Raw genomic sequence first — 23,741 nt, forward strand, 5'->3', positions numbered from 1 at the left:
TCCTACGAGTTACGGGCCTAACCTGGATGACCGTCAACCCGGGAGCGCAGCAGCATCGGCCCGTAACGCCAGGCATATAGCGCAAACGCCAGCGTCCAGCACAGACCCGCCAGCCACAACGCCGCCAAGGGAAAAAAGACAACTAGCCCGACCCGACTGAGACACGCCAGATTGAGCAAAATGAACGCCAGGGTCATGCCCGATGGCGGCTCCAGCGGACGACCGGTATGCCCAAGGGTGACCCGCGCAATCATCGCCAGTACCAGTCCGCCCATGGCACCGATGGTCAAGCTATGCACCGCCAGGCTCGGGTTGATCGATACACCGAAATGCCACAGCGCCATGCCCAGGCACGCCACCGCCAACCAGCCATACGCCAGGTGCAACGACCACAACAACGGCACGCGCCAGAGTGCCCGATCATGCCAACGGATCAGGCGCAGCAGATGCCCCACTGCCAATACCGCGAACAGTAAACCAACCCGTACATCGGGGTTGAGCGCAGGTCCCGCCGCATACAGCAACGCAACCAACACTGAACCGAGCAACAACGACCAATCCAGCCACGCCCAGGGGGCAACGCCCTCAACCCGGCCGAGGCCGCGCTGGGTGAAGAATGGAATGACTCGCCCGCCGATCAAACCCATCATCGCCGCCACCAGCCAGATACCGGCCAGTACGCCCTGGCGCTGCCAGCCTTCGTGCCCTTGGACCAGGCCCCGGAGGGACAGCCCGTCGGCCGCGGCCAACAGCAACAACACCAGCACAATCGGGTAGTTACGTTTCTGCCGCACCTGCCACAGGGTCATGCCCATCAACACCGCTAGCGCCAGCGGGAACCCCAACTCCAGCACCACGAGCAACGGCCAGGGCGCATTGGCCAGCCAGGCCAGCCGCGCGCACAGCCACAGCAGCGCCAGCGCCGCCAGAGGTGTTGCACTGATGCCTGGGCGACCGGTCCAGGTCTGCACCGCTGTCAGCAGAAAGCCCGCGATGATCGCCAACCCGAACCCGAACAGCAGCTCATGTCGATGCCAGCCCAACCAGCCGCCTGCAGGGGTCCAGTGGCTAATCAAACCGCTGAAAGCAGCCAGCCATAGCGGTATGACCAACACCGCCAACAGGCAACCACCGAGGAAAAACGGCCTGAAGGCCAACCGTAGCAGCGGTGTAATCGCCATCGCTTTACGGCGCTCAAGCACTTGCATAACACCACTCCTCTAACGTGTTGCCGGCGCGCAAGCGTCGAAGTAATTCCGGGCTCCATCATCGGGTATTGGCGATCAATCACCGTTGTCGCAGATCAAAGGTCGATCTCACGGTGGGGCACACCGTGATCGCAGCGGAGCTTGAGCTCGCGGGCAAGCCAGGTCACCAGGTCAGGTAAAACATGCCCTTGGCCAGTAGTACGATGCCAATCATGTGGCAAAACAGGCTGCCGTGGATGAAATGCAGGTATCGAGCATTCATCCGGCCACTTTTGAACAGGTACATGGCGACCAGAAAGTGCAGCAGTACGCTGACGGCAAGCACGATTTTCAGCATCAGCAAGGTGCCGAACGATGAGGCCAGGGGTGTGGTCAAAACCGGCACATAACGCAGCCAGACCATCCCTGACCCGGCACCGAACAGCACCAGCAACACCCATGGAATCAAGATGCGGGCGCGTTGACCGATACCCTGCTCGACCAGCAGCATGACCTTGGCGGGCAGCTGTTTGCGGATACTTCCCAGGAACAGGACTTCAAAGAAAACCGTGCCGATAAAAATCAGCGCAGCAAACAGATGCAAGGTCAGAAATAGCGGATAGAGCATGGGATTCTGGCTCTCATTTCAGCTGAAAACGATTCGCTCACCGCGATTAAAAACCGTCAATCCCGTCGTTGCGCGGCCTCGCGATCACTGTTGCGGGCCTCGACCCAATGGGACCCTCGGCCACCTGCTGGGTTTTCCAGAATGGCGCGCGGGGTTTCAAGCAATGCATAAGCCTTGCCCTTCCACCTGTCGATTACAGAGCACAATACAGAGCAGGCCGAGCCCTGCGGTTGACGTCAATCAAGGAATCCAGACAAGGAGATTGCTGCAACCGGTGCGATTGATCCGGTAGCGCAGCCTTTTCAGCTATCTGCTTTTTGCAATGCGCAAAGAAAAATCTCGGGCAGGATGCATGATTATATTTGGCTACTATTTTTATAACGCATTGAAAATACTATGATTTTTAAATTTCGTTTTTGGCACAGCAATTGCGAAATCCATCACGACAATTGAACCGCCAAGACAGAGCGGGAACCATCCATCCGTGATAGTGAGGCAAAAATGAACGCCATTGACATTCTGCTGGCCGACCACGAAAAAGTTAAATCGATCCTTGCCCAGCTCAGCGCCACAACAGATAAAGCGTTGAAAAAACGCACCGAGCTACTGCACAAGCTTGAGCTGGAAATCAGCATACACACGCAACTTGAAGAGAAAATTCTCTATCCGGCATTTAAAAAAGCGGGCGGTAAAGAACAAGAAGAAATGTATTACGAGGCAAAGGAAGAGCACCGTACTGTCGACTCGCTGGTTCTTCCTGATCTCAAGAACACTGACCCGTCCACTCCGGAATTTGCCGGGAGGTGCAAAGTAGTGAAAGAGCTACTTGAGCACCATATCGAGGAGGAAGAAACGGAGATGTTCCCACAAGCGAAAAAGCTGCTTGGAAAAGCCGAACTGGATGAGCTGGGTGAACAAATGCTGGCGATGAAAACGGCCCTGAAAAAAACTCTTGGCACGTCAAAACGCGCTGCCTGATGCACTTGGGTGGCTCTGCCTGATTACTGGAGTTGGTAGCCAGTTCAAATAGAGTATTTGCCACCCAAACTACATTTCAATCGGGTTGGCGGTCATGGGATTGATGAGCTGACGAGCGCTCAGATTCTTCAACCGTCACAGCCCCTGCGCCAGGCTTCAGGTTTTTGAAAAGCCCCCTCCTCTGCTATGGTGGCGGCCATCCAAACGCAATGGAAGTGTTAAGAATGGACTCATGGAAAGCTGTAGGGGTCGCCTTTCTGATGACTATAAGCACCCAAACCGTGGCCGCTGAAAATAACAACCCGTTCCAGGCAGCACTCATGATTACCACTGCGATTCCCTTCTTGATAGTCGCAGGCACTACAGGCCTGACCTCCAGCATTCCACAGATGTTCAAATCATCCAAAGCCGATGCCCTTGCGTTCATTGGTTCTGACGGCGAAATTCGTGGGGCGCAGTTTGAACAGGCATCTCGCTATTATCGCGAGACTTACCCTGCGCCGCTGATGTCCGACCAGCAATTGGCGCAAGCGATCGCAGCAGCTTTTTGAGTGCCCCTTTCAGTGTAAAACGCTTATTAAAACGATGGACTGGGGGGCTCACGATGCTCGCATTCACGGCTCAGCGCAGTGCTGTCGTGTGCCCCCTCACGGATGCGACGCACGTTATTGTTGAGTACCTTGTAAAAAAAATGGTGGTAAAGCCAACCCTTCAAACCGGTCAAGTTAGTCTTGTGCTCGGTATAGAACTCGTCCGGTGAGGCATACAACCCCAGTTCCCGGGCAATGCCTTCGCGCTGGATGAAGGTATCCCGACCGGTCCATTGCACTGCGGGCTTGGCCAAACAAGGCGTTGCTACGGCATAGCCAAGAAAAGCGTGCGTGCAGTTACTAAACCTGTTCTGCACTGCACGCAGGTATTGCTCGTCCAAAATCACCCCTTCAAGCACTACCCAGCGTTCGTGCAGGCTGACCTCGACCCAGGTATGAAGGATTTCCTTCGGTGACATGAAGTAGACAAAGGGGGTCATTGCACCTTTCTGCAGGCGTTTGTCGATGGTGAAACCGCGCAGTCGGCAAGGAATGCCCAGCGCACGCAGCAATCCCATCAACAGTGTCGATTTGGTGTTGCAGTGGCCCAGGCCTTCTTCAAGGATGGCGGACGCTGGCAAGTTATCGGCGCCAGCGTTATAGCCGAAAAGAATCTCGTCGCGACAGAATTCGTAGACGGCTCTAGCAGCCTGCTCCTGCGGCAATTGACGCCAGCCGCGTACGTCGATGAGCTGAGTAATGCTGGGGGCGTCGAAGTCGAGTATTGAAGTACGTCTTAGATAGTCCTGATCCTGCTGCTTGCTCATAGCCAAATCCTCCGTGGTTTTGTGCAGCCTGAACCCTCTAGTTACTTCAATGTCAAGACTCCGCCCTCCAGCCACTCCAAATGAGCTTGTCATCTGCAATAGATTAACAGTGCCGTAGTGATGCAGTAGCAGGTGAGCAGGAACGTCGTTCAACAAACTATGTTGGGCGGACGGTTAGAGTGCTGAGCACGATTCCATTTGTGCACTCCTCTGGCGCCCTGCAACGCGTGACCGTGAATAAACAAAGCCGCTTACAAGACAATCGCTTACATCCGATAATCTTGCAGCGGCCGTGCTGACTCTCACTCTGTGCGCGAGTGTTTCTGGATCATGTCAGGCTGCGTTTAAGCTCGGCAATATGCTCCGGGCCGATCCCACAGCATCCGCCGATCATACTGGCTCCTCTTTGTTGCCAATCCTTGGCCCACTGCAGGTAACCCAAAGGATCGAGGTCTTCACGCAGTTCATCCAGGCCGTCATTGGCCGTCGCCTCTTTCGGTTGCGGCGGGAAGGCATTGGCGTAGACACCAATCGCGATATCAGCGCCCAAACGCTTGATAATCGATTGCGCCACATCCACTGCAGCACCGATCACCTCCGGCTGGCTACAGTTGAACAACAGCGCAGCCACGCCCATTTTTGCGCCAACTTCGATTGCCTCAGCCACGGTCTCACCGGACCGCAAGCGAGGCACACCGTCGACGTCTTCATCTTGAAGCGTGAAGGATACCCAGAACGGTTTACCGTCAGATGGCAAATGAGCATGGATCGCCTGCACTTCGGCAAGCGAACTTTGAGTCTCTGCCAACCACAGATCCACGTGCGCTCCCAAGCCTTGAAGCAGAGGCGTAAGAACCTCTGCCACGCGCTCCGGCTGGAACAGGTCAGGCCGATAGGAGCCGAACAACGGCGGAAGAGAACCCGCTACCTTGACCGGGTGGGCGCTTGCGTCAGCAGCTGTGCGTGCCAGTTGACCTGCGATCGAGGCCAGTTTTAATCCCTCGTTAGCAAATCGCTCTTCCCCGATATGAAAGGGAACAACTGCATAACTGTTGCTGGTAATAACTTGAGCACCGGATTCGATAAACGCTGTATGCACGGCAACTACCACTTGCGGCGCTTCGCTCAATGCAAGAGCCGACCACTCGGGTTGCCTGAAAGGTGCGCCACAACGTTGCAACTCCCGCCCCATACCACCATCAAGAATAACCATTGATCGTTCCTTCATGTCACTTCTCTAAGTTTGAGACGTGTAGCTGATTAATAAGTGCAAGCGCCAAAAAATGATCCAACATCCAGAGCGCGTCACCTTTTGAATATCCATTCACCGCAGTCACTGGCTTGCTGGTGAAGGGATCGGCTTACCGCTGATTTACGAACCCTTTGCCGTAATGGCGCTCGAGGCGGTTCTGGAGCAACTCCAGACCAATCGACATCAGCCAATAGATAACCGCTGCGGTCGTGAGCATTTCGATATAGCGATAAGACGAACGCCCATACGACTGCGCCAGGAACATCACTTCCCAGACGCCCATGACCGAAATCAGGGAGGAGTCCTTGAGCATTGAAATGAACTGACTGGTTGTCGGCGGAATAATCGTGCGCATCGCCTGGGGCAGGATGATGTGCAGAAAAGTCGCTGTCGGCGAAAGCCCCAAAGCCATCGCAGCTTCACGCTGACCGGGGGCTACCGCCATGATCCCGGCGCGGAAAATCTCGCTGAGGTAAGCGCCGTAATTCAGCGACAAGGCAATGATGCCCGCGCTGATTGCACCTGGGACAACACCGATCTGGGGCAGGCCCAGGTAGATCAGCAGGATCTGAATCAGCAACGGAGTGCCGCGAAAAAAAGACGCGTAGAAGCTCGCGATCCCAAAGGCCACGGCACTGCGCGACAGGCGTGCGAGCGCGGTCACAAAACCGAGCAGCAATGACAACCAGATTGAGCAGAAACACAGAAATAACGTCAGCGCTGCGCCTTGAAAGAAACCGTTGGGGCCCAGATGCCAGCCCACCAGGTTCGGCAATTTATCCAGAATGATCGATAACTTCAGGTCGAAGCTCATGAAAAACATGACGCACAAACCGAGTAAAACTGCCCACGTGAGATAGAGCCGAGTGCGAAAACCGAACCGTAGGCTCAAACGACGCGGCTCGGTTTTGGCAATTAAATTCGTCTTGGCGGGGTGTGGATTGTGGGCTGTCATTGGCTGATATCGGCACCGATCCACTTCTGCGAAATCTTGCTCAGTGTGCCGTCGGCTTTAAGTTGAGTAATGGCTTCAGTCACCTTGGCGCTCCACTGCGGGTCGCCCTTTTCAATCGCTACCACATTGGGCTCTGCATACAACGTGTCGCCGGTAATCTTGAAGCGGGGATCCTGGGCAATGCGTTCACGGGCCGTGATGAGATTGGTGACCATGGCATCCAGACGCACTCCACTGCCCAATGCCAGGTCCTGGAACGCCACGGTTTCATTGTCGTAGGGGGCAATCTGCACGGTATCGAACGGATATTTCAAAGGCTTGTCTTCTGCGCCCTCAATCACCAGGTCCTTGTTCAAATAAGCTTCATAGGTCGATGCGCTGATCACACCGACTTTCTTCCCTGATAAATCCTTGCCTTCGACGATAGCGTTGTCTTTGGCGTTGACCACGATGACCGCTGGCGACTGGTAATACTCGACCGGGAAATCGAATACTTCAGCACGGGCCTTGCTTGGGGTCATTGAGCAGACGCAGATGTCATAACGCCCACTCCAGCGGCCAGCAGCAATCACATCCCAGGACGGTGTTTCCAGCTTGAGTTTTACCCCTAGTCGTTGCGCTACGGCCTTGGCGACATCAACGTCAAACCCGTCCAGTTGGTTCTGATCGTTGAGAAATGAAAATGGCGGATAGCTCTCCATCAGAACCCCTGTCATCTCCCCTTTTTTAGTCACACGATCCAGGGTGGGCCCAGCAAAAGCGGTGGCACAGGTTGCGAGCAAAGCCAGGCCAAAGGGTAAGAGCGCTATTGTTTTCAAAGACCAATACTCCAATCATTTCAAAGTCATACGAATAGATTAAAACGTACTATAAATCCTATTTGTACTGATTTAATGGAATAACACCCTAGCTTTGAGCTATATCGAACAGTTGCTCCCGACATGCCCGCATGTGCCGGGCCACCCCGCGTGCGATCCGAAGCGAGTTGAGATGCCCTCTCCCGTAAGGCAAAATCAGGCGACCTCATTACCCGAGAACAGGAGTTTACGGATGCCATTTCCATTGACGGAACATAATGCCTTGCTAGCCTTGAAGGGCGTCGGACCGACCGTTATCGCTCGCCTTGAGCAGATGGGCATTGACTCGCTCGCGGTGCTCAGCGAAGCCAACACCACTGACATCCTGGCTCAGGCATCGGCAGCAGTGGGATCGACTTGCTGGAAAAACAGCCCCCAAGCCAGAGCGGCGATTAACGCAGCCATTCAGTTTGCAAAGGACTCTCGGTCGAGCACATCAGGTGCGTAAAGCTGATCGCTTGTTTCAGTTGGTAAATCTGATTCGTGTTCATCAGCCAATCTCTGCTGAACGGCTGGCTAGTCGAATTGGTGTTTCCGTTCGCTCAATCTATCGATACATCGACGACCTTTCTTTCAGTGGGATCCCAATCTATGGCACCGCAGGAGTGGGATATGCCTTGGATGCCGATTTTGAGATGCCACCTTTAACGTTGAACAGACTCGAACTGGATGCGTTGATGCTAGGGATGGAAATGCTCTCAGCTTGCGCCGATAACGATCTAAGCGCTGCAGCACGCATGTTGTTGAGCAAAATCTCGGCGTCCAGTGCCCTTCACACGGTTGATCCCTGCGCTGCAAAAATCAGGGCACTCGGAACAACGTCCTCTTCGACACGTGCCCATCTGGCAACCCTGCGAAATGCCATCGAAAACACTCAGGCGCTGAAAATAACGTATACCCGCTTGGACGGTTCGGTTTCGCAGCGCCTCATATCCCCCCTTGGACTGTTCTATTGGGGAGGAAAGTGGACCGTTGGAAGCTGGTGTAGTACCAGAGCGGCATATCGTGATTTTCGGGTCGATCGCATAGCCTCCATTGCTATTACTCAACAACCATCTCCCAACAACCCGGCCCTTGATCTACAAGCGTATATGAAGCACCAGGCAAGCCAGTGGAAAGCGATCACCACTACTGACACAACGCTGTCAGTATGAGCCACTGATAATCAGGACTCCTCAACACACAGAAGGCCGTCCCTATGCAGCGCTCATCTCATGTACTCGAATTAGCCATTTTCAAGGTCAAACAAGAATGCATTGAACAAATACCAGTGCTCCGCGCAGGGCTTCGCGAAACGTTAAAGAGCTTTGCGGGTTTGCTCGAGTACCGAGCCTACTGCCCTACGAGCGACGACCGAATATTCGCGGACCTGGCAATGTGGGACAGCCTTGAGAACGCACAAAAAGTGGCAAAGGCGTTCAACGATGGAGATCCGAGATTCTCTGAGTATATGTACGCTATTGAAAATCTGACGTTCATGAGCCATCTAGCGCCAGAGGTGAGTTGATGACCTGGGATGGCATCGATGAGTAAGGCGAAACAGTAATGTTGATCATTCATCACCTGCACGGCCTTGGCCCAGGCGGCTCTTCACCATTTATAACTCCTGCGCAACACGACTTCGTGAAATCTGAAAACGTGTCGCGGAAACTTGAGTTGGCTTGGCTACGATAATCGATGCGGATCTGTCGCGACTATTAAACGGATCGAATATGGCTACGATTATTTTCACAGTGTGAAGACCAGCGCCCAGCTGCAGCACTTGCCTTACTCTGCAGGTCACAAAGCTTCTTGTAGGCTTCGTCGTCTGCAAGGTCGGGTGCGGTTTTCATGTAGTCGTCGACGGCCTTGACCTTATCTGCAAAATCGTCAGAAAGACGTTCGGCCTCCAAAAAATAGGCTTGCCTGTTCATTATTCTGCTCCTTGAGCCGACCCGGTGCCGGAGCAAAATAAATACTCCATCTAACAGTAAATTGCCACCAGCGTACTATCGCGCTCGGTCACGGAGAGCAGAATCAGGCCGTTCGAAACTCGACCGTGAGATGGCTGACCTGGTGAACCGGCTTAAGACGCTCACGAATGCTGTCGGCGTTCGCAGTGCCCTCACCAAGGACGCTGACGATAGCCGCATGGGCTTGCGGCCCAATCTGCCAGACGTGCAAGTCCGTAATGGTGGCATCCCCCGGAGTCTCAACCAGTTCACGAATTTCCTCGGCAACGTGCGCATCAGTCTGATCCAGCAGCACACCTGCGGTGGCCCCCATCAAGGTCCATGCCCACCGCGCAATAACGATGGCGCCGACGAACTCGACCTGGTCAATTTGGGTTTTGAAGGCGTTATTCCAGCCGATACTGGTCGACCTGCTTACCACCCCGCAATCTTGCTGAAGCTCTATATCTACGGCTATTTCAACCACATTCAGTCGAGCAGACGCCTTGAACGAGAAGCCCTCTGACGTTTTCACACACTCTGGGCCGGAAGCGGTCACTGGAATGCGCCTGGAAAACGAGTTGATTCAATGGGCATCAGAAATGACTGTGAGTGCAGATACGAAGGCTGATATCTTCCCCGCGCACTAAATCGGGTCCAATCGACGCTGATCCATCAAGGAGGATAAAAATAATGAAAATATCATTCATCGCTACGCTAGGAATCTTGTCGCTAATTCAAACACCACTGTCCTTCGCGGATAATGTTAATGGGAAAAATCTCTATTTACAGCGATGCTCCATGTGCCACGGATTAGATCTCAAAGCAACAGGGCCATTGGCTAATAAAAGCAATCCGGCTACACCTGATCTAACAACTTCTGCTTTCAAAAAACGATTAAATGATTATCCGGGCGTGATTGTATCATCGATAATACTTCGCCCAAATGGAGACTTGATTCCAAAAACGTTGCGAGAGAATGGTGTAAAGCTATCGCCGTACTCATGGGGGATTAAAGATCTACGCGATTTAAATCAATACATGAATGGAATGATTTCAAAAAATCGATGATTGTTGAGTTGAGAGGCAGGCACAGAAACCCAAGAGCCATGTGGGTGACCTCCAACTAATCAGGGCTGCAATCCACCTCACAAAACTTCAGGAGCGATATACGTCAAATGCGTGAGCGAAAGGCAGCACGATTACTAGTTATAAGCCCCTCTCGAGATGTCCTGCTTTTCAAGTTTCTCCATAAAGATGGAGCTTTAGCCGGTAAAAATTACTGGGCCACCCCTGGCGGTGGTCTTGAGGACGGAGAAACATTCCACGCCGCTGCAATACGTGAACTGCGTGAGGAGACCGGTATTCAAGTCAACACTGTTGTAGGGCCTGTGGCAGATCGGAGGTTTTCAATGCTCCTGCCCAGCGGCGAGACGGTATTCGCCGTTGAGCAGTATTTCGTTGTGCACGTGGACAGCCAGATTATCTCTAGCTCCGAATGGACCTTACACGAGACTCAGGTCATGGCAGATCATCACTGGTGGTCCGCTCTTGAGCTTAGATCTACTGGAGAAACGGTATGGCCAGAGGCGTTAGTGGAGATGCTGGTAGATGCAGCTGTCTTCACACCGGGGGCGTAACCGTCACCGCGAATCCATATGCGTTTTTACACACCCTGGGCCAGAAGCTGACGTGCAACAAGAATGTAAGAGGCTGCCTAACACCCCTGTTCATTACACTCACGTCAAATCACACTCTATGCATCAACCTCTCACATCCCTATCTGCAGAAGCGCTGACTATTTTCTGGGGAGCAATGCGATCATTTGATCAAAGGACGTAACCGAATATCTTCCCTCAAGCTTTTCTACAGTGGGCATTTTGGAAGGAAACCCAAATCGCACTCTGCCGGGAAGCACTTCGTCCATAGATGCGTACCAGGCTAGCAAAGCCTGTTGGAGGCGCACATGAAGTTCGAACTTGCTCCGTCGGCGGGTAGTGTCTGCTTTGGCTCGTTCTCGCGCGAGCATCGGATCTATGCGGCCAACAATGTAACAGTCAGCAAAACCAATACGCCCTTGTGCGATCGTTTCTCTTGTGGCTTCCAACTCTATTTGCCAGTCGTGTTCGCTCGCCTCGCCGATCTGCCAAAGACACCAAATGTAGTGGAGTTTGAGAGGGTCACTGTCACACATAGCCCACGAAGAAATATCTTCCATGGCCAGCGCCGTTTGCCAGCGATCCACGTTTCGCTCTGCCCAAAAACGTGCAGCTCCAAATGAATCCTTTATCCGATCCGGTTCGTTTTCAAAACGACCGTTTTCAGCAATAACATGCTGCCCTCCATGCTTGGCGCACCAGGTGGTTTTCCCGCTGGCACTGATCCCCTCAACAACCAAAATCATCGTTTGACTACCCCGTTAGTTGCGCATCCTTGTAGTCTCCAAACATCTGGATGCTTGGAGACTCTTGATCATCTGCACATTATGACTGGCAGGAGCTTTAGGCAGAAATCCAACGGTGCGCTAGCAAACGACAAACCGTGGCCTACCAGGTAGGTTTTGCGCAGCTTCACCTCCCTACCTGAACAATGAAGTGGCTATCTGCTGGAAAACTGCGGCCTTGATGCTAAATAATTGGTTCTGAAACCAACATCTATTCTCAATGCTCAGGCTCCCAGCGACGGAACAGCACGCTGGCGTTAACTCCACCGAACCCAAAACCATTTGAAAGTGCATGAGTAATTAACATCTCTCGTTTAGTAGGACCGACCAGATTGAGCCCGTCGGCCAACTCATCGGGATGAGTCAGATTCAGTGTGGGTGGCGCGACCTGGTCTCGAAGTGCCAGAACGGTGAAGATCGCTTCAATGCCTCCAGCCGCTCCCAGAAGATGCCCAGTGGCGGATTTGGTCGCGCTGATCGCCACGCTGGAGTCAGTCCCGAACAACGAGCGGATGGCTGCCAGTTCCCCCCTGTCACCGACCGGTGTGGAGGTGGCATGCGCATTGATATGCTGCACTTGGGCAGGGCTCACAGCAGCCTGGCGCAACGCCTGCTCCATGGCGCGTCGTGCACCACCGCCGTCCGCTGGGCCCGCCGTCAGGTGATAAGCATCGGCGCTGGTGCCATAGCCGACCAGCTCCGCCAGGGGCTTGGCACCCCGCGCAAGGGCGTGTTCCAGTGTCTCGATCACCAGCAACCCCGCACCTTCGGACATTACAAAGCCGTCGCGATCACGATCAAAAGGGCGTGAAGCCTGCTGCGGGTGCTCGGCAAAACCTGTAGACAGCGCGCGGGCCGCCGCAAAGCAGCCCAGTGTCACTCGGTCGATTGCAGCTTCGGTGCCCCCGCAGAGGGCGATGTCTGCCTCACCACTTCGGATGATTCGTGCCGCATCGCCGATGGCCTGCACACCGGCCGCACAGGCGGTTACAGGAGCGCCGAGCGGCCCTTTGAAGCCGTAGTTGATGGATATGTGCCCTGCCGCCATGTTGGCTAGAAAAGACGGTGCAGTGAACGGCGACAATCGACGGGGGCCGCGTGTATCGGTGGTTCGTACAGCATCGGCAATCACGCCAAACCCACCGACGCCCGATGCAATGATCGTTGCCGTCCGTTCCTGCTCCACGGCCGTTGTGGGCTGCCAACCTGCCTGTTCCAGTGCTTCGTGGGCAGCCACCAGTGCAAACTCGATAAAGCGGTCCATCTTCTTGCGGTCCTTGGCCGAAATGATTCGCTCCGGATCGTAGCCTGCGATGGCATCCTCCTCCAGAGACGGCACCGGACCTCCTGCGGTAACGCCCGTACCCTCGGTGATATCGCCTGGCAAGTTACGGATGCCGGAACGGCCAGACAGCAACCTGCTCCAGACTTCTTCTGCTCCGCATCCCAGAGGCCCGACTATTCCGACGCCTGTCACTACGATTCGCTTTTGAGCTTCGAGATTAATCATTGAAACCTCTTTGTTTTTCAGTCGACGCTGGTAAAAAGCAGCGCGCTAATGCCTAGGATCAAACCTCTACGGCGAGAGGACGGTGGGCGTTTTGCCTGAAGCCTCAGGGCGGATCTTGAACCAGATGGAGTACATCGCCGGCAGGAACACCAAGGTGATGATAGTCCCCACGAACGTTCCCCCGATCAGTGTGTAGGCCAGCGTCCCCCAGAAAACAGAGTGCGTCAGGGGGATAAACGCCAGTATTGCCGCCAGCGCCGTCAGCAGTACCGGACGGGCTCGCTGTACCGTGGCCTCGACCACTGCGTGAAACGGATCCAGCCCTTGTTGCGTGTTGTGATGGATTTGCCCAATCAGAATCAGCGTATTGCGCATCAAAATGCCTGAAAGTGCGATCAGGCCGACCAAGGCATTGATGCCAAATGGCTGCTGGAAGATCAGCAGGGTCGGTACCACGCCAATCAACCCAAGTGGCGAGGTAAGGAACACCATGACCATCGCCGAAATCGACCGGACCTGCACAATGATGATCAGCAGCGTCAAGGCAATCATGATCGGGAAGAGTGGCAACATCGCCTTGCCCGCCTTGCCCGACTCCTCGATTGCCCCCGCCTGCTCGATCCGGTATCCGTCAGGCAACTGATCGATGACCGGCTGCAATGCCTTGATGATCACACTCGACACATCAGGTGGCTGCAGACCTTCGGCGATGTCACCTCGCACGGTGATGGTCGGCGTGCGATCACGACGCCGCAGGATCGGATCCTCCATTCGCACATCGACCTTGCCTACCTGAGACAACGGTAGACGCTGGCCTGCAGCCCCCACCAGCGTAAAGCCTTCAATTTTTGCGGGATCGAGGCGGATATCACCCGCGGCCCGCCCGACCACCTGTACCGAACGAATGTCCTCGCGAACCGCGGTGATGGGCACTCCGCTCAGCAAAAATTGCAGTTGCTGCGCCACTGAACTGGACGTCAGCCCCACCGCCTCCAGGCGATCCTGATCGAGAGTGAAATGCAGCGTCGGGGTCAGCGGGCCCCAGTCTGTGTTGACGGTCCTCATCATCGGGCTCGACTGCAACACGTCCTGCACCTGCCCCGCTATCTCACGCAGTTTTGAGGGGGCAGGCCCCATGACCCGGTAGGCAACCGGAAATGGCGAGTACGGGCCAAACACCAGTTGAGTCACCCTGATACGCGCTTGCGGGGCGAGCCCCTCAGCGGCAGCCGCTCTGAGGCGGAACTTGAGGGCCTCGCGCTGCTCTTGGCTGTCGGTCAGCACTACAATCTTCGCGAACGACGGATCAGGGAGTTCCGGCGCCATCGCCAGATAAAAACGCGGCGCACCCTGGCCGATGTAGGACGTGACGATTTTTGCCTCATCCTGCTTTTGCAGCCAGGCCTCTATAGAGCTGGTAGTCGCGCGGGTCTGTTCAATGGCGGTTCCATACGGCATTTGCACTTCAATCAATACTTCGGGACGGTCCGAAGTTGGGAAAAACTGCTTTTTGACCACGCCCATACCCAGGACAGCCACGACAAAAGAAACGATAACAGCCCCGGCCACCAGCCATTTACGCGCGATAACATGCGTCAAAAGCTGGCGAAAACGATTGTAGCTAGGGGTGTTGTAGATTGCCCCATGACCACCCTCGACCTTCTTGATATCCGGCAGCAGCTTTACCCCCAGGTACGGGGTAAAGACTACCGCGACCACCCAGGAGGCAATCAGGGCAATGCCTACGATCCAGAACATGTTGCTGGTGTACTCGCCCGCGGTTGATTGCGCGAAGCCGTTGGGCATAAAACCGATAGCCGTCACCAGCGTACCGGACAGCATCGGAGCGGCCGTATGACTCCAAGCATAAGCGCACGCTTTGATGCGATCGTAGCCCTCCTCCATCTTCACCACCATCATTTCAATGGCAATAATGGCGTCATCGACCAGCAGCCCAAGCGCCAGAATCAGCGAGCCTAAGGTAATACGGTCAAAGCTCTTGCCAGTGGCCGCCATCACCACAAACACCACGGCCAGCGTCAACGGAACAGCCGCTGCGACCACAAAGCCCACGCGCCAGCCCATGCTGAGGAAGCACACGAGCATGACCACGAGCAGCGCAACGAAGAACTTGATCATGAACTCGCCCACGGCCGAATCAATATTTACAGATTGGTCGGTGACCTTGGAGAGCGTCATGCCCAAGGGCATGCCTTGGTTGATCTTGAGCGTTTCGGCGTCCAGTGCCTTGCCGAGTTCAAGGCCATTCCAGCCCTCACGCATCACGATCCCCAACAACAGCGCGTCTTCACCATTGTTACGCACGAGAAAGGTTGCGGGGTCTTCATAACCGCGCTCGATGGTCGCCACGTCAGAGAGCTTGAGCGTACGCCCCTGAACCGTAATGGGCGTGTCCCGAATTTTCTGTAACGTATCGAAGGCGCCCTCCAGCCTGAGGAAAACCTGCGGCCCTGCGGTATCGATCGAACCGGCAGGCGTGAGCACGTTCTGGCTATTGAGGGCAGCAAAGATATCCTGAGGAGACACGCCCAAGGTGGCCAGCCGATCATGGGCAAAGGAGACAAAGATACGCTCGGGTTGCTCCCCGATAATGTTGACCTTCTTCACCCCCGGCACATGTAAAAGGCGCTGGCGCAACAACTCAGCATCACGCACCAGCAACCGCTGCGGCTCGCCCTTGGCTTTGAGGGCGAAAAGAGCAAATGTCACATCCGAAAACTCGTCGTTGACCATTGGCCCGATGACACCTGATGGTAACTTTCGGGCTTCATCGTCGAGCTTTTTGCGCGCCTGATAGAACTCCTCCTGCACCTGCGCGGGTGGCGTGCTATCGAGCAGTGACAGCATCGTGAAGGCGAGACCAGGGCGGGTGTAGGTTTCCGTGCGGTCGTACCACTTCAATTCTTGCAGGCGTTTTTCCAGTGGCTCAGCTACCTGATCCTGCATTTCCTGCGCAGTTGCGCCCGGCCAAGCGGTAATGACCGTCATCTGCTTGACCGTAAACGGAGGATCTTCTGCGCGCCCCAGCTGGAAGAACGACAGAGTGCCTGCAACGGCGATCAGAAAGATCAGGAATACGGTGATTGAGCGCTCGCGAACGGCAAGCGCGGATAGATTAAAGCGCCCCTCGCTCATGGACGACTCCCCCCGGCGGTGGTGTCATCCAGTTGAGGCAACCTCACCTCGTCACCCTCGCGCAACAGATGTGCGCCCAGCGCCACGATCTGCTCGCCCACCTTTAGATCACCCGCGACGAGCGCAAAGTCGTCGCTCAAGCCCAAGACCTGAACAGGTCTCCAGGCCACCTTCGCAGGTGTACCGGCGATCACCCACAGGCCAGTGCCTTTGCCAGGGTCATAAACGGCTGCGATCGGCACTTGCATCGTTTGCCCTTGCGCGGCGCCTTCAGCGATTCGAAGAGTAACGGTCGAACCTATTGGTGCATTGGCCAGCGCCCCCTCAAGCACATACCGCGCCTCAAAGGTGCGGGTCATACGGTCAGCCGAGTCAGACAGCAGCCTTAACTTCGCGGTAACAGCCCCCGTGATGTTGCCATAAAGCGTCGCTTGCGCAGTGGAGCCGGCTGCGGGGCGCAATGTCTCTGGCAGATGTACGATGGCTTCGCGCTGGCCGGCCCGCGCCAGACGAAGCACGGGCTGCCCGGGGCTGACAACCTGCCCGGGCTCGGCGAGGGTCTCCACCACAACGCCATCGGAATCGGCAGACAGCACCGCATAACCAGAGGCATTGCGGGCCACATCAGCCTGCGCTTCAGCGGCGCTGAGTTGCGCCTTTGCAGAATCCGCTGCAGCTTTGATCTGGTCGTAAGCCGATGCAGAAATAGCGCCTGCGCCGACCAGATCACGATATCGAGCTTCATCATCTGCTGTCTGCTTGGCTCGAGCCCGAGCAGCCATGACCGACTCTTGTTGTGCACGCGCCTGCAAGCCCAGATCGATTGGGTCGAGGCGCATAAGCGGCTGACCACGTTTAACGGTCTGACCGGTGTCAACCAGACGCTCAAGTACCTTGCCTGATACCCGAAACCCCAGGTCGCCCTGGACACGGGCAGCCACTACACCCGTGAATGAACGTGAGGTGTCGGACGAAGCCTGAACAGCAACGGACCTCACCACAGGGGCCAACGTGCGCGGATCTTCAGCAGTGGATGAATCACCGCACGCTGTCAGGACGAGAGGCAGCAAGAAAACGGCAAAGGGGAAAGGTCGAAGCCGGCGCATAGGTTCCCTTATTTATATATATGACGAGTGACATATTCTCAGTCCAGTGACCATATGTGTCAACGGTCACATTCGGCAGGACCTATGAGAATTAATGATAACCGCCAATATTACTGCTGATGCCGGGATATCCCCCACTACCCTCGGGAAGCGTTAATTGACAGATTGTGACCAATAAGTAATATGGTCACATATCATCCTCTGTTTAAGGAACCTCAATGCCTCCCCTCCGTCCAATTGCACTTTTGGTCAGCGCCGGCGTAATGGCAGGTTGCGCGGTCGGTCCGGATTACCATCGTCCAGACGCTCCGCTTTCGAATCGTTACGTGGGCCATGCTTGCCTCGAACAGTGCCCTGGAGCGACGCCGACTGATCTTGTCGCTTGGTGGGAAGGCTTTGGTGACCCCTTACTGACCGCGCTCATCTCCAAGGCTCTTGAGCAAAATCTGGACCTGGCGCAGGCCTCGGCGCGAGTCACGCAGGCGCGGGCCGGACTAGGTGCCGCCAATGCCGCCTTACTGCCCTCGGGGAATGTCAACGGCCAAGCCGCGCGCGCCTACCAATCACTCGAGACCCCACTGAGCCAGGTGCTCAATTCAACACCTGGCTATGATCGGTACGCAAACGCCTACGAGGTCAACCTCAATGCCAGCTGGGAGGCCGATGTCTTTGGCGGCCTGCGACGCGGACGCGAGGCCGCTCTGGCCGAGTACCAGGCGTCCCGGGCTGGCGTCGCGGCCACGCGACTGGCCATCGCTGCACAGACCGCGGACGCCTACATCACTGTCCGCGGATTGCAGGCCCGGCTGGACATTGCGAGTCGGCAAGTCAACACGCAGCAGGCGTTGCTAGAAAAAGTCCTGTTGCTCCACGCCAAGGGACTCAATGCTACCTATCAGGTTCATCAGACCGAGGGCGCGCTGTCACAGGTCCAGGCGACCGTGCCGGTCCTGCAGGCCGGGCTGGAGGCTGCCATGAATGCACTGGATGTCATGCTCGGCACGCCGCCAGGCACTCATCGCTCGCAACTTGCAACGGCGGCACACATTCCTGTCGCGCCTCAGTTGCAGACAATGGGAACGCCGGCCGATTTGCTGCGCCGCAGGCCAGACCTCATTGTGGCTGAGCGTCGTCTTGCAGCCGCAAACGCACGCATCGGGGAAGCTATTGCTGAGTACTACCCAAAGTTCTCCCTTGGTGCATTGCTGGGCAGTGCTACGTCGGTGTCCGCAGGCCATCTATTTACCGGTGGCGCCAGCCAATCGGCAGGCTTGCTGGGACTGCGCTGGAGACTCTTCGACTTCGGTCGCATAAACGCACAAATCGACCAAGCCAAGGGGCAGGAAGCCGAAAATCTGGCCGCTTACCGTCAGTCTGTGTTGCGCGCCACCGAGGATGTCGAGAACGCACTTTCTTCACTGGTAAATCGGCAAACTCAAGCAACCACCCTCACCGGAGGCGAGGCCTCTCTAAGTCAGGCTCGAGTATCGTCGTTCATTGCCTATCAGAAGGGCACGGCCAGCCTGATCGATGTCCTGCACGCGGATGAGACGATGCTCCAGGCCTCCGATGCTCGGGCGCAAGCGCGAACAGAATCGGCACTCGCGGCGGTTGCACTATTCAAGTCACTCGGAGGTGGCTGGCAACCATGGGATGTCACGGTGACGAGTCGATAGGAAGATCGCTGATTCTGGTAGCGCGCAGACTGAACGCCATGACTCGCTTCTTTGCACAAACGATGCGAGCCAGGCGTAAAGGGCATATTTAAATGCCGATAACAGCACTCAACTAGAAACGGTAACTCACAGAGGTACCAAGCCCGCTCGCACTGTTCTTGTAGTGTGCACTGTAGGCACCTTTGGTCGGCGAAGTATCGTTGACCTGTACGCTCTCCTCCCACAAGTAGGAGTAAGCCACATCGATCGTGAGATTGTCCGCCGGAGTCCAGCCAGCACCGAAGCTGATGACCTTCCTGTCACCCGTAGGAATGCGCGGTCCACGATGGGTGTTATTGGTGGGTGACTGATCCACCGAAAAGCCTGCGCGAAGCACCCACTCTTTATTCAGCGCATAAGCAGCGCCGATAGCGTGTGCCCACGTATCGTGCCAATTTTGCTCTTCGGTAATCGTGCCCAGCGAGCCGCTCAACGCGGGGGGTAAACCGGTGTTCTCGATGGTTAAGTCTTTAAAGCGACTCCAGCGAGTCCAGGTGCTCCCCATGTAGAGGGTCCAGTCATTATTGAGCTGATGAGTCACCGAGAAATCCACTGACTCCGGGGTATCCACTTCCAGCGAAGCGTCATAACTGCGGCCGCTAACCCCCAACACGCTAAAGATGCCGTCAGTGACCTTGGTCTTGGCATCCAGTTGATAACTGACCTTGGAGTGGTAGGTCATACCCAGGCGGGTTCGGTCCGTAGCCTGCACCAAGATACCGGCGTTGAAACCAAGCGCAGTGTCGTCACCCGTGCTTTTGAGTTTTCCGTCATTACGACCGGGGCTAAGTGGATTGAGCACCATACCCGTCAGCTCACCACTGATGTGATTGATGGTCGGACCGAACCCAATCGATACTATATCGTTGAAGGCAAAGCTGATGGTGGGCTGGAACGTGAGGGTCGTGACCTCGCTTTTGTTGGCGTAGTAGCGCCCGGCGAAACCGCTGCCATAGTCAGTCATCAGACCAAAAGGCACATAAAAACCCACACCGAACGCCCAATGCTCATCGATGGGTTTTACGTAATATCCCATCGGTACGGTAGTGGTGGGCACCATGTCGCCGTCTTCCTGGCCGCCGAATGTACTCCGGGTGTGGCTGATGTCGGACTTGGCGAACAGAGTCGCTGCTCCCACGCTGACCTGCTCTCTTTTCAAACGAGACATGCCCGCCGGATTACCGAAGACCGTACTCGCGTCTTCAGCGGCGGAAGAGCGACCGGCAAACCCGGCCCCCATTCCACTGATGCTTTGTTCGTTGAGCGCGAAGCCGCTTGCAAAAGCGCTTGAAGATGCGAGCACAACAGCAATGCCAAATGGGGTCTTGAGCGCTATGTTTTTCATTGTTTGAACTCTATGGGTATCACTGAGATGAAGCATTAGAAGCGGTGAACACCCATATTCATTCAAGTGACCAAATCAGTCAATGGTCACAAAACAAACAAATAAAATACCCTCCTACTGATAGAGAAGGGCTCAGTGAAAAGCCGGCTGATGAGCTGTCGCTTACCCGGGTATGCAGTGAACCTTCAGCCGAAGATCAAGGCATCAGGCTGCGCAAGATCAGGTTGCAGGTGAGCGTGGGAGCCTCCTCGACGAAATCGAGGTTGTACTGCAGTAGCAAGGGGTTGACGAATGGTCGCAGGGTGAGATGTATCGCTTCAACTGTCTCGTCCAGCGGAGTCTTGCGTTCAAACTCGCCGATCTCTCGCCCTTCCCGCACGATTTGCAACACGAAGTGTTTGATACGTGCGTCATAGGCCTGTGAACTCGGCCAGCTTTCAGACGCTGCAAACGCTGCTATGTCATAGAGTTTTCGGTCGTTGAAGAACAGATTCACGCCTGTGGCGATCACAGTTTTGACCAAGCGTCGAAAGCGCTCCGTCGGCGACAGGTTCTCTACATTGATAGCGTGTTCCACAGCCGCGACGATTTCTGCCAGACAATTTGAGCAGATGGCTTCACCAATCGCCTGCTTGGAATCAAAAAATTTGTAGATGTAAGCCTTGGAGAAACCGATGGCCTTGGCCAGGTCGGAAACCGTAGTTTTACCGTAGCCGTATTGGCTGAAGTGCTGGTTGGCCGCCGCGACAATTTGATCGCGAATGTCGTGATCGGCCGGGCCACGGGAGCTGGGCGAAGATATTGATGGCTGCTTCATGGGGATAGCTTACTCACCCTGTCGAGGACTTACAAATTGTGACCTTTAGAGTACATAGTCATAAATCGAACTTTCTGGAACCACCGCAGTTCGGGATGAGAACGGGCTGACGCTTGAGTCATCGAACGGGTCGTATCAGCGCTCAACACGTCCATCGTCGCTAACCCCACGTGGGTCCATGCCATTGACTTCGTGCTGGTGACGAAGCTCAGCCCAGTCGATGAGGGCTGTCATGGCCGGGCCGAGTGCATGGCCCAACGTTGTCAGCGCGTACTCCACCCGCGGAGGCACCTGCGGGTATACGGTGCGCAGAATGATGTCGTCTTGCTGAAGCCCTTTCAACTGCTGAATGAGCATTTTCTGCGTAACATCCGGAATGAGCCTTTCCAATTCAGAGAACCGAAGCGGCCGGCCTTTAGCGGCCATCAGCTCATTGATAATCACAATTTTCCACTTACCCTCCAAAACACGAAGCGTAGCGTTGATTGCGGCCGACCAAGCCTGTCGCCGTAAAGGGTTGTCACACTCCCACTTGCGCTCCATCAATACTTACCTTTTGGTGGGTTACAGACAAAAACGTTGGTTCTTGCGACTACTGCAGCATAAATCATAACGTATGCAGACTTTGAATCCCTGGAGGCGTTATGAAAGTCGCAATCGTTGGTATTGGATCTATCGGCTCAACCCTAGCCCGCAAGCTTATAAGCGCTGGTCACGAAGTCAGTGTGGCCAACTCTCGGGGAAAAGAGGCAGTAAGGGCTTTTTCCGCGGAAGTAGGGGCCGCTCCTTGCGACTTGAAAGATGTCTTCGACGGCGCCGATGCGGTGATTCTTGCCATCCCCCTACCGGCCATGACAGTTCTTCCCAAGAACCTGCTGGCTGTGTTGTCATCCTCGACTCCAGTGGTCGACACGAGCAACTACTACCCAGGTTTGAGAGACGAGTGCATCGACGCTTTGGAAAATGGTCAGACAGAGAGCATCTGGGTTAGCGAGCAGCTTGGTCGACCGGTGATCAAGGCATTCAATAACATTCTGGCGTATTCGCTGGAGCATCTTAGTAAGCCAAAAGATGCGGAAAACCGCCTGGGAGTCGCTGTTGCCGGTGACGACGCAAACCATAAGCGCCTCGTGATGCAACTTGTCGATGCCGTTGGATTTGATCCAGTTGACGGTGGCCGTCTCGAGGACTCATGGCGCCAGCAACCCTGCACACCAGCGTACTGCTGCGACTACACCGCAGATGAAATGACTCCCGCGTTAAATGCCGCCGTGAAGGGTGCCGCAGCTCAGAAACGCGAGGCGTACAACACACAAATCCTGACCTTATTCGCCAAAAACCCTTCTCATAATGAGGTGGTTGAATTCAATCGAAACTTCAACGCGGCGGGCTGAACTCCTCGTTATTAATCCAACTAGCATCCATGCTTTTTAAGCGGTTACAAGCAACTAATTTTATCAGCTATAACTAGCTTATAAAGCTCCACTGGCCATACACTTTCAACTAGCCACAACCGGTACCTTTGCGCATAGAAAAACAGTTTCTTAAACACTAATCCTCGTTACACGCGCAATGTCATCCTTGAATGAGCGGATTATACGAATCTACGGTTTATTCCCAATGTTTGACTTAGTGCCTGAGACCTCTTAAATGTAAGCCTGACAAGCCTGCAGAGCGATCAGTCCATGATCGCCTTCACCGGTAATTCCGATAACTCGTTGAGCATGCACTGGGTCAAGTCGGGCTCTATGGGCGTCATGAACCACACCGCAGGTCAACAGTAGCAAGGCGATCACGCAGACGTGCCTGCTTCGTTTTCTCATCGGTAAGGGCTAGGTAATGGGCTTGGTCGCTGGCTGCCAGCCACTGCTCCAGGGCGAAGTGCTTGCCCTGCTCCGCCAGAATTTGCGCGGAATTGAGATTGGCCAGATTTGTGCGTTCGGTTTGGTGGGCGGTTTCCTTGACCCCAAGGAGCGCCAATCAGAGTCGCGCTCTGCTGGTGGACATTTTCAATCATGCCGCGTCGGAAGGGCTTGTGTCCGGACAACCCCGCATCGAGCACCATCAACCGTATCGAGAAGAAGCAACGAAAACGCCATACCGTGGAAGGCCTGAAGGCGGTCAGGGAGGTGGCACCACCCTGGCTGCGCAACGCCATCGACTTGGCACTGATCACTCTCAGCGGCGCTCCGACATCCTGGACATGCGCTTTGATGGCGTTCGGATGGGTTCTTGTACCTGGTACAAAAGAAGACAGCCAAAGCCAGTGATACAGCGTGGATTCGTTTCAAGGTGACTGACGAACTGCAGACCGTCATAACCCGCTGCCAGGACAATATCGCTTCCCCCTTCTTGATTCATCGCAAGCCGCAACGACTGCTGCACAAGCAGGCGCAAACCAAAGAGCACTGGACGAAGGTTGAAGATCGCTTTCTAAAGCGCACTTTTGTGAAGGACTGCTATCGGCCCAGAGTGTGTAAAAAGGCCTTCGCGAATACTTGCCA

General features: G+C 55.1%; 22 protein-coding genes and 4 pseudogenes. 10 read left to right on the plus strand and 16 right to left on the minus strand.

Going from position 1 to position 23,741, the window contains the following annotated elements; genetic code table 11:
- Window positions 1-17 precede the first annotated feature (17 nt).
- Both U5A05_RS15120 and U5A05_RS15125 read right to left on the minus strand, forming a co-directional pair.
- Window positions 18-1,208, minus strand: a complete 1,191-nt coding sequence (locus tag U5A05_RS15120) for an NnrS family protein (protein ID WP_321833722.1) — start codon at window positions 1,206-1,208, stop codon at window positions 18-20.
- A gap of 163 nt (window positions 1,209-1,371) precedes the next feature.
- On the minus strand, window positions 1,372-1,815 hold the full coding sequence (locus tag U5A05_RS15125; RefSeq protein WP_321833723.1) for a CopD family copper resistance protein: 444 nt from the start codon (window positions 1,813-1,815) through the stop codon (window positions 1,372-1,374).
- A gap of 501 nt (window positions 1,816-2,316) precedes the next feature.
- Between U5A05_RS15125 and U5A05_RS15130 the strand changes: the two genes are divergently transcribed.
- Together U5A05_RS15130 and U5A05_RS15135 are read left to right on the plus strand one after the other, a co-directional pair.
- Window positions 2,317-2,793 (plus strand): hemerythrin domain-containing protein, encoded by a 477-nt coding sequence (locus tag U5A05_RS15130; RefSeq protein ID WP_321833725.1) that lies wholly within the window; start codon window positions 2,317-2,319, stop codon window positions 2,791-2,793.
- A gap of 224 nt (window positions 2,794-3,017) precedes the next feature.
- Window positions 3,018-3,344 carry a DUF2388 domain-containing protein gene (locus U5A05_RS15135; protein WP_261742455.1) on the plus strand — a complete coding sequence of 109 codons (327 nt, stop codon included), beginning with the start codon at window positions 3,018-3,020 and terminating at the stop codon, window positions 3,342-3,344.
- 26 nt (window positions 3,345-3,370) lie between these two features.
- On the opposite strand, the gene U5A05_RS15140 is transcribed toward U5A05_RS15135, so the two are convergent.
- The 4 genes from U5A05_RS15140 to U5A05_RS15155 all read right to left on the minus strand — a co-directional run bounded on the left by U5A05_RS15140 (window position 3,371) and on the right by U5A05_RS15155 (window position 7,175).
- Window positions 3,371-4,150, minus strand: coding sequence for a transglutaminase-like domain-containing protein (locus U5A05_RS15140; protein WP_321833726.1), 780 nt, complete (start codon window positions 4,148-4,150; stop codon window positions 3,371-3,373).
- 328 nt (window positions 4,151-4,478) lie between these two features.
- Complete coding sequence (locus U5A05_RS15145; RefSeq protein WP_321833727.1) at window positions 4,479-5,363, minus strand: homocysteine S-methyltransferase family protein; 885 nt, start codon at window positions 5,361-5,363, stop codon at window positions 4,479-4,481.
- A gap of 148 nt (window positions 5,364-5,511) precedes the next feature.
- Window positions 5,512-6,357, minus strand: a complete 846-nt coding sequence (locus U5A05_RS15150; RefSeq protein ID WP_321833728.1) for an amino acid ABC transporter permease — start codon at window positions 6,355-6,357, stop codon at window positions 5,512-5,514.
- Window positions 6,354-7,175, minus strand: coding sequence for an ABC transporter substrate-binding protein (locus U5A05_RS15155; protein ID WP_395246766.1), 822 nt, complete (start codon window positions 7,173-7,175; stop codon window positions 6,354-6,356). Before U5A05_RS15155 ends, U5A05_RS15150 begins: the two co-directional genes overlap by 4 nt.
- Window positions 7,176-7,407: 232 nt before the next feature.
- On the opposite strand from U5A05_RS15155, the gene U5A05_RS15160 reads away from it, so the two are divergent.
- Window positions 7,408-7,662: a helix-hairpin-helix domain-containing protein gene (locus U5A05_RS15160; RefSeq protein WP_261738713.1), complete on the plus strand. Its 255-nt coding sequence runs from the start codon at window positions 7,408-7,410 to the stop codon at window positions 7,660-7,662.
- Entirely contained in the window at window positions 7,655-8,368 is a 714-nt protein-coding gene (locus U5A05_RS15165) for a helix-turn-helix transcriptional regulator (protein ID WP_261738714.1), read from the plus strand. Before U5A05_RS15160 ends, U5A05_RS15165 begins: the two co-directional genes overlap by 8 nt.
- A 543-nt stretch (window positions 8,369-8,911) precedes the next feature.
- Here the strand turns inward: U5A05_RS15165 and U5A05_RS15170 are convergent.
- Complete coding sequence (locus U5A05_RS15170; RefSeq protein WP_261738715.1) at window positions 8,912-9,127, minus strand: hypothetical protein; 216 nt, start codon at window positions 9,125-9,127, stop codon at window positions 8,912-8,914.
- Window positions 9,128-9,230: 103 nt separating this feature from the next.
- Window positions 9,231-9,518, minus strand: a pseudogene (locus tag U5A05_RS15175) (cation transporter); the annotation flags it as partial.
- Between U5A05_RS15175 and U5A05_RS15180 the strand changes: the two are divergent.
- From U5A05_RS15180 to U5A05_RS15190, 3 genes and pseudogenes are all read left to right on the plus strand, one after another.
- Window positions 9,450-9,665 (plus strand): annotated as a pseudogene (locus tag U5A05_RS15180) (transposase); the annotation flags it as partial. The pseudogenes U5A05_RS15175 and U5A05_RS15180 overlap by 69 nt on opposite strands.
- Window positions 9,666-9,838: 173 nt before the next feature.
- A complete protein-coding gene (locus tag U5A05_RS15185) occupies window positions 9,839-10,216 on the plus strand; it encodes a c-type cytochrome (protein ID WP_261738716.1) in 378 nt (125 codons plus the stop codon).
- Between the two features lie 107 nt (window positions 10,217-10,323).
- Window positions 10,324-10,785 carry an NUDIX hydrolase gene (locus U5A05_RS15190; protein WP_321833729.1) on the plus strand — a complete coding sequence of 154 codons (462 nt, stop codon included), beginning with the start codon at window positions 10,324-10,326 and terminating at the stop codon, window positions 10,783-10,785.
- A gap of 158 nt (window positions 10,786-10,943) precedes the next feature.
- Here U5A05_RS15190 and U5A05_RS15195 read toward each other — a convergent pair whose 3' ends face one another.
- From U5A05_RS15195 to U5A05_RS15210, 4 genes are all read right to left on the minus strand, one after another.
- Window positions 10,944-11,549, minus strand: coding sequence for a hypothetical protein (locus U5A05_RS15195; protein ID WP_321833730.1), 606 nt, complete (start codon window positions 11,547-11,549; stop codon window positions 10,944-10,946).
- Between the two features lie 256 nt (window positions 11,550-11,805).
- The gene (fabF, locus tag U5A05_RS15200; RefSeq protein ID WP_321833731.1) at window positions 11,806-13,098 is read right to left on the minus strand and encodes a beta-ketoacyl-ACP synthase II; all 1,293 of its coding nucleotides are present in this window, start codon (window positions 13,096-13,098) and stop codon (window positions 11,806-11,808) included.
- Between the two features lie 66 nt (window positions 13,099-13,164).
- Entirely contained in the window at window positions 13,165-16,254 is a 3,090-nt protein-coding gene (locus U5A05_RS15205; protein WP_321833732.1) for an efflux RND transporter permease subunit, read from the minus strand.
- Window positions 16,251-17,360, minus strand: coding sequence for an efflux RND transporter periplasmic adaptor subunit (locus tag U5A05_RS15210; RefSeq protein ID WP_321833734.1), 1,110 nt, complete (start codon window positions 17,358-17,360; stop codon window positions 16,251-16,253). Before U5A05_RS15210 ends, U5A05_RS15205 begins: the two co-directional genes overlap by 4 nt.
- Window positions 17,361-17,578: 218 nt before the next feature.
- Here U5A05_RS15210 and U5A05_RS15215 point away from each other — a divergent pair, with 218 nt between their 5' ends.
- Window positions 17,579-19,036, plus strand: coding sequence for an efflux transporter outer membrane subunit (locus U5A05_RS15215; RefSeq protein ID WP_321833737.1), 1,458 nt, complete (start codon window positions 17,579-17,581; stop codon window positions 19,034-19,036).
- A 112-nt stretch (window positions 19,037-19,148) separates the two neighbouring features.
- Here the strand turns inward: U5A05_RS15215 and U5A05_RS15220 are convergent, their stop codons facing one another.
- The 3 genes from U5A05_RS15220 to U5A05_RS15230 all read right to left on the minus strand — a co-directional run bounded on the left by U5A05_RS15220 (window position 19,149) and on the right by U5A05_RS15230 (window position 21,780).
- A complete protein-coding gene (locus tag U5A05_RS15220) occupies window positions 19,149-20,420 on the minus strand; it encodes an OmpP1/FadL family transporter (protein WP_321833738.1) in 1,272 nt (423 codons plus the stop codon).
- A gap of 196 nt (window positions 20,421-20,616) precedes the next feature.
- Window positions 20,617-21,237, minus strand: coding sequence for a TetR/AcrR family transcriptional regulator (locus tag U5A05_RS15225; protein WP_321833740.1), 621 nt, complete (start codon window positions 21,235-21,237; stop codon window positions 20,617-20,619).
- Window positions 21,238-21,372: 135 nt separating this feature from the next.
- Window positions 21,373-21,780 carry a winged helix-turn-helix transcriptional regulator gene (locus U5A05_RS15230; protein WP_261738725.1) on the minus strand — a complete coding sequence of 136 codons (408 nt, stop codon included), beginning with the start codon at window positions 21,778-21,780 and terminating at the stop codon, window positions 21,373-21,375.
- A 101-nt stretch (window positions 21,781-21,881) separates the two neighbouring features.
- Here U5A05_RS15230 and U5A05_RS15235 point away from each other — a divergent pair, with 101 nt between their 5' ends.
- The gene (locus U5A05_RS15235; protein ID WP_321833741.1) at window positions 21,882-22,631 is read left to right on the plus strand and encodes an NADPH-dependent F420 reductase; all 750 of its coding nucleotides are present in this window, start codon (window positions 21,882-21,884) and stop codon (window positions 22,629-22,631) included.
- Between the two features lie 252 nt (window positions 22,632-22,883).
- Here the strand turns inward: U5A05_RS15235 and U5A05_RS15240 are convergent.
- Window positions 22,884-23,217, minus strand: a pseudogene (locus U5A05_RS15240) (hypothetical protein).
- On the opposite strand from U5A05_RS15240, the pseudogene U5A05_RS15245 reads away from it, so the two are divergent.
- Window positions 23,195-23,685: pseudogene (locus U5A05_RS15245) on the plus strand (site-specific integrase); the annotation flags it as partial. The pseudogenes U5A05_RS15240 and U5A05_RS15245 sit on opposite strands and share 23 nt — an antisense overlap.
- Window positions 23,686-23,741: the final 56 nt, after the last annotated feature.

Source organism: Pseudomonas kulmbachensis (assembly GCF_963681935.1).
Lineage (GTDB): Bacteria > Pseudomonadota > Gammaproteobacteria > Pseudomonadales > Pseudomonadaceae > Aquipseudomonas > Aquipseudomonas kulmbachensis.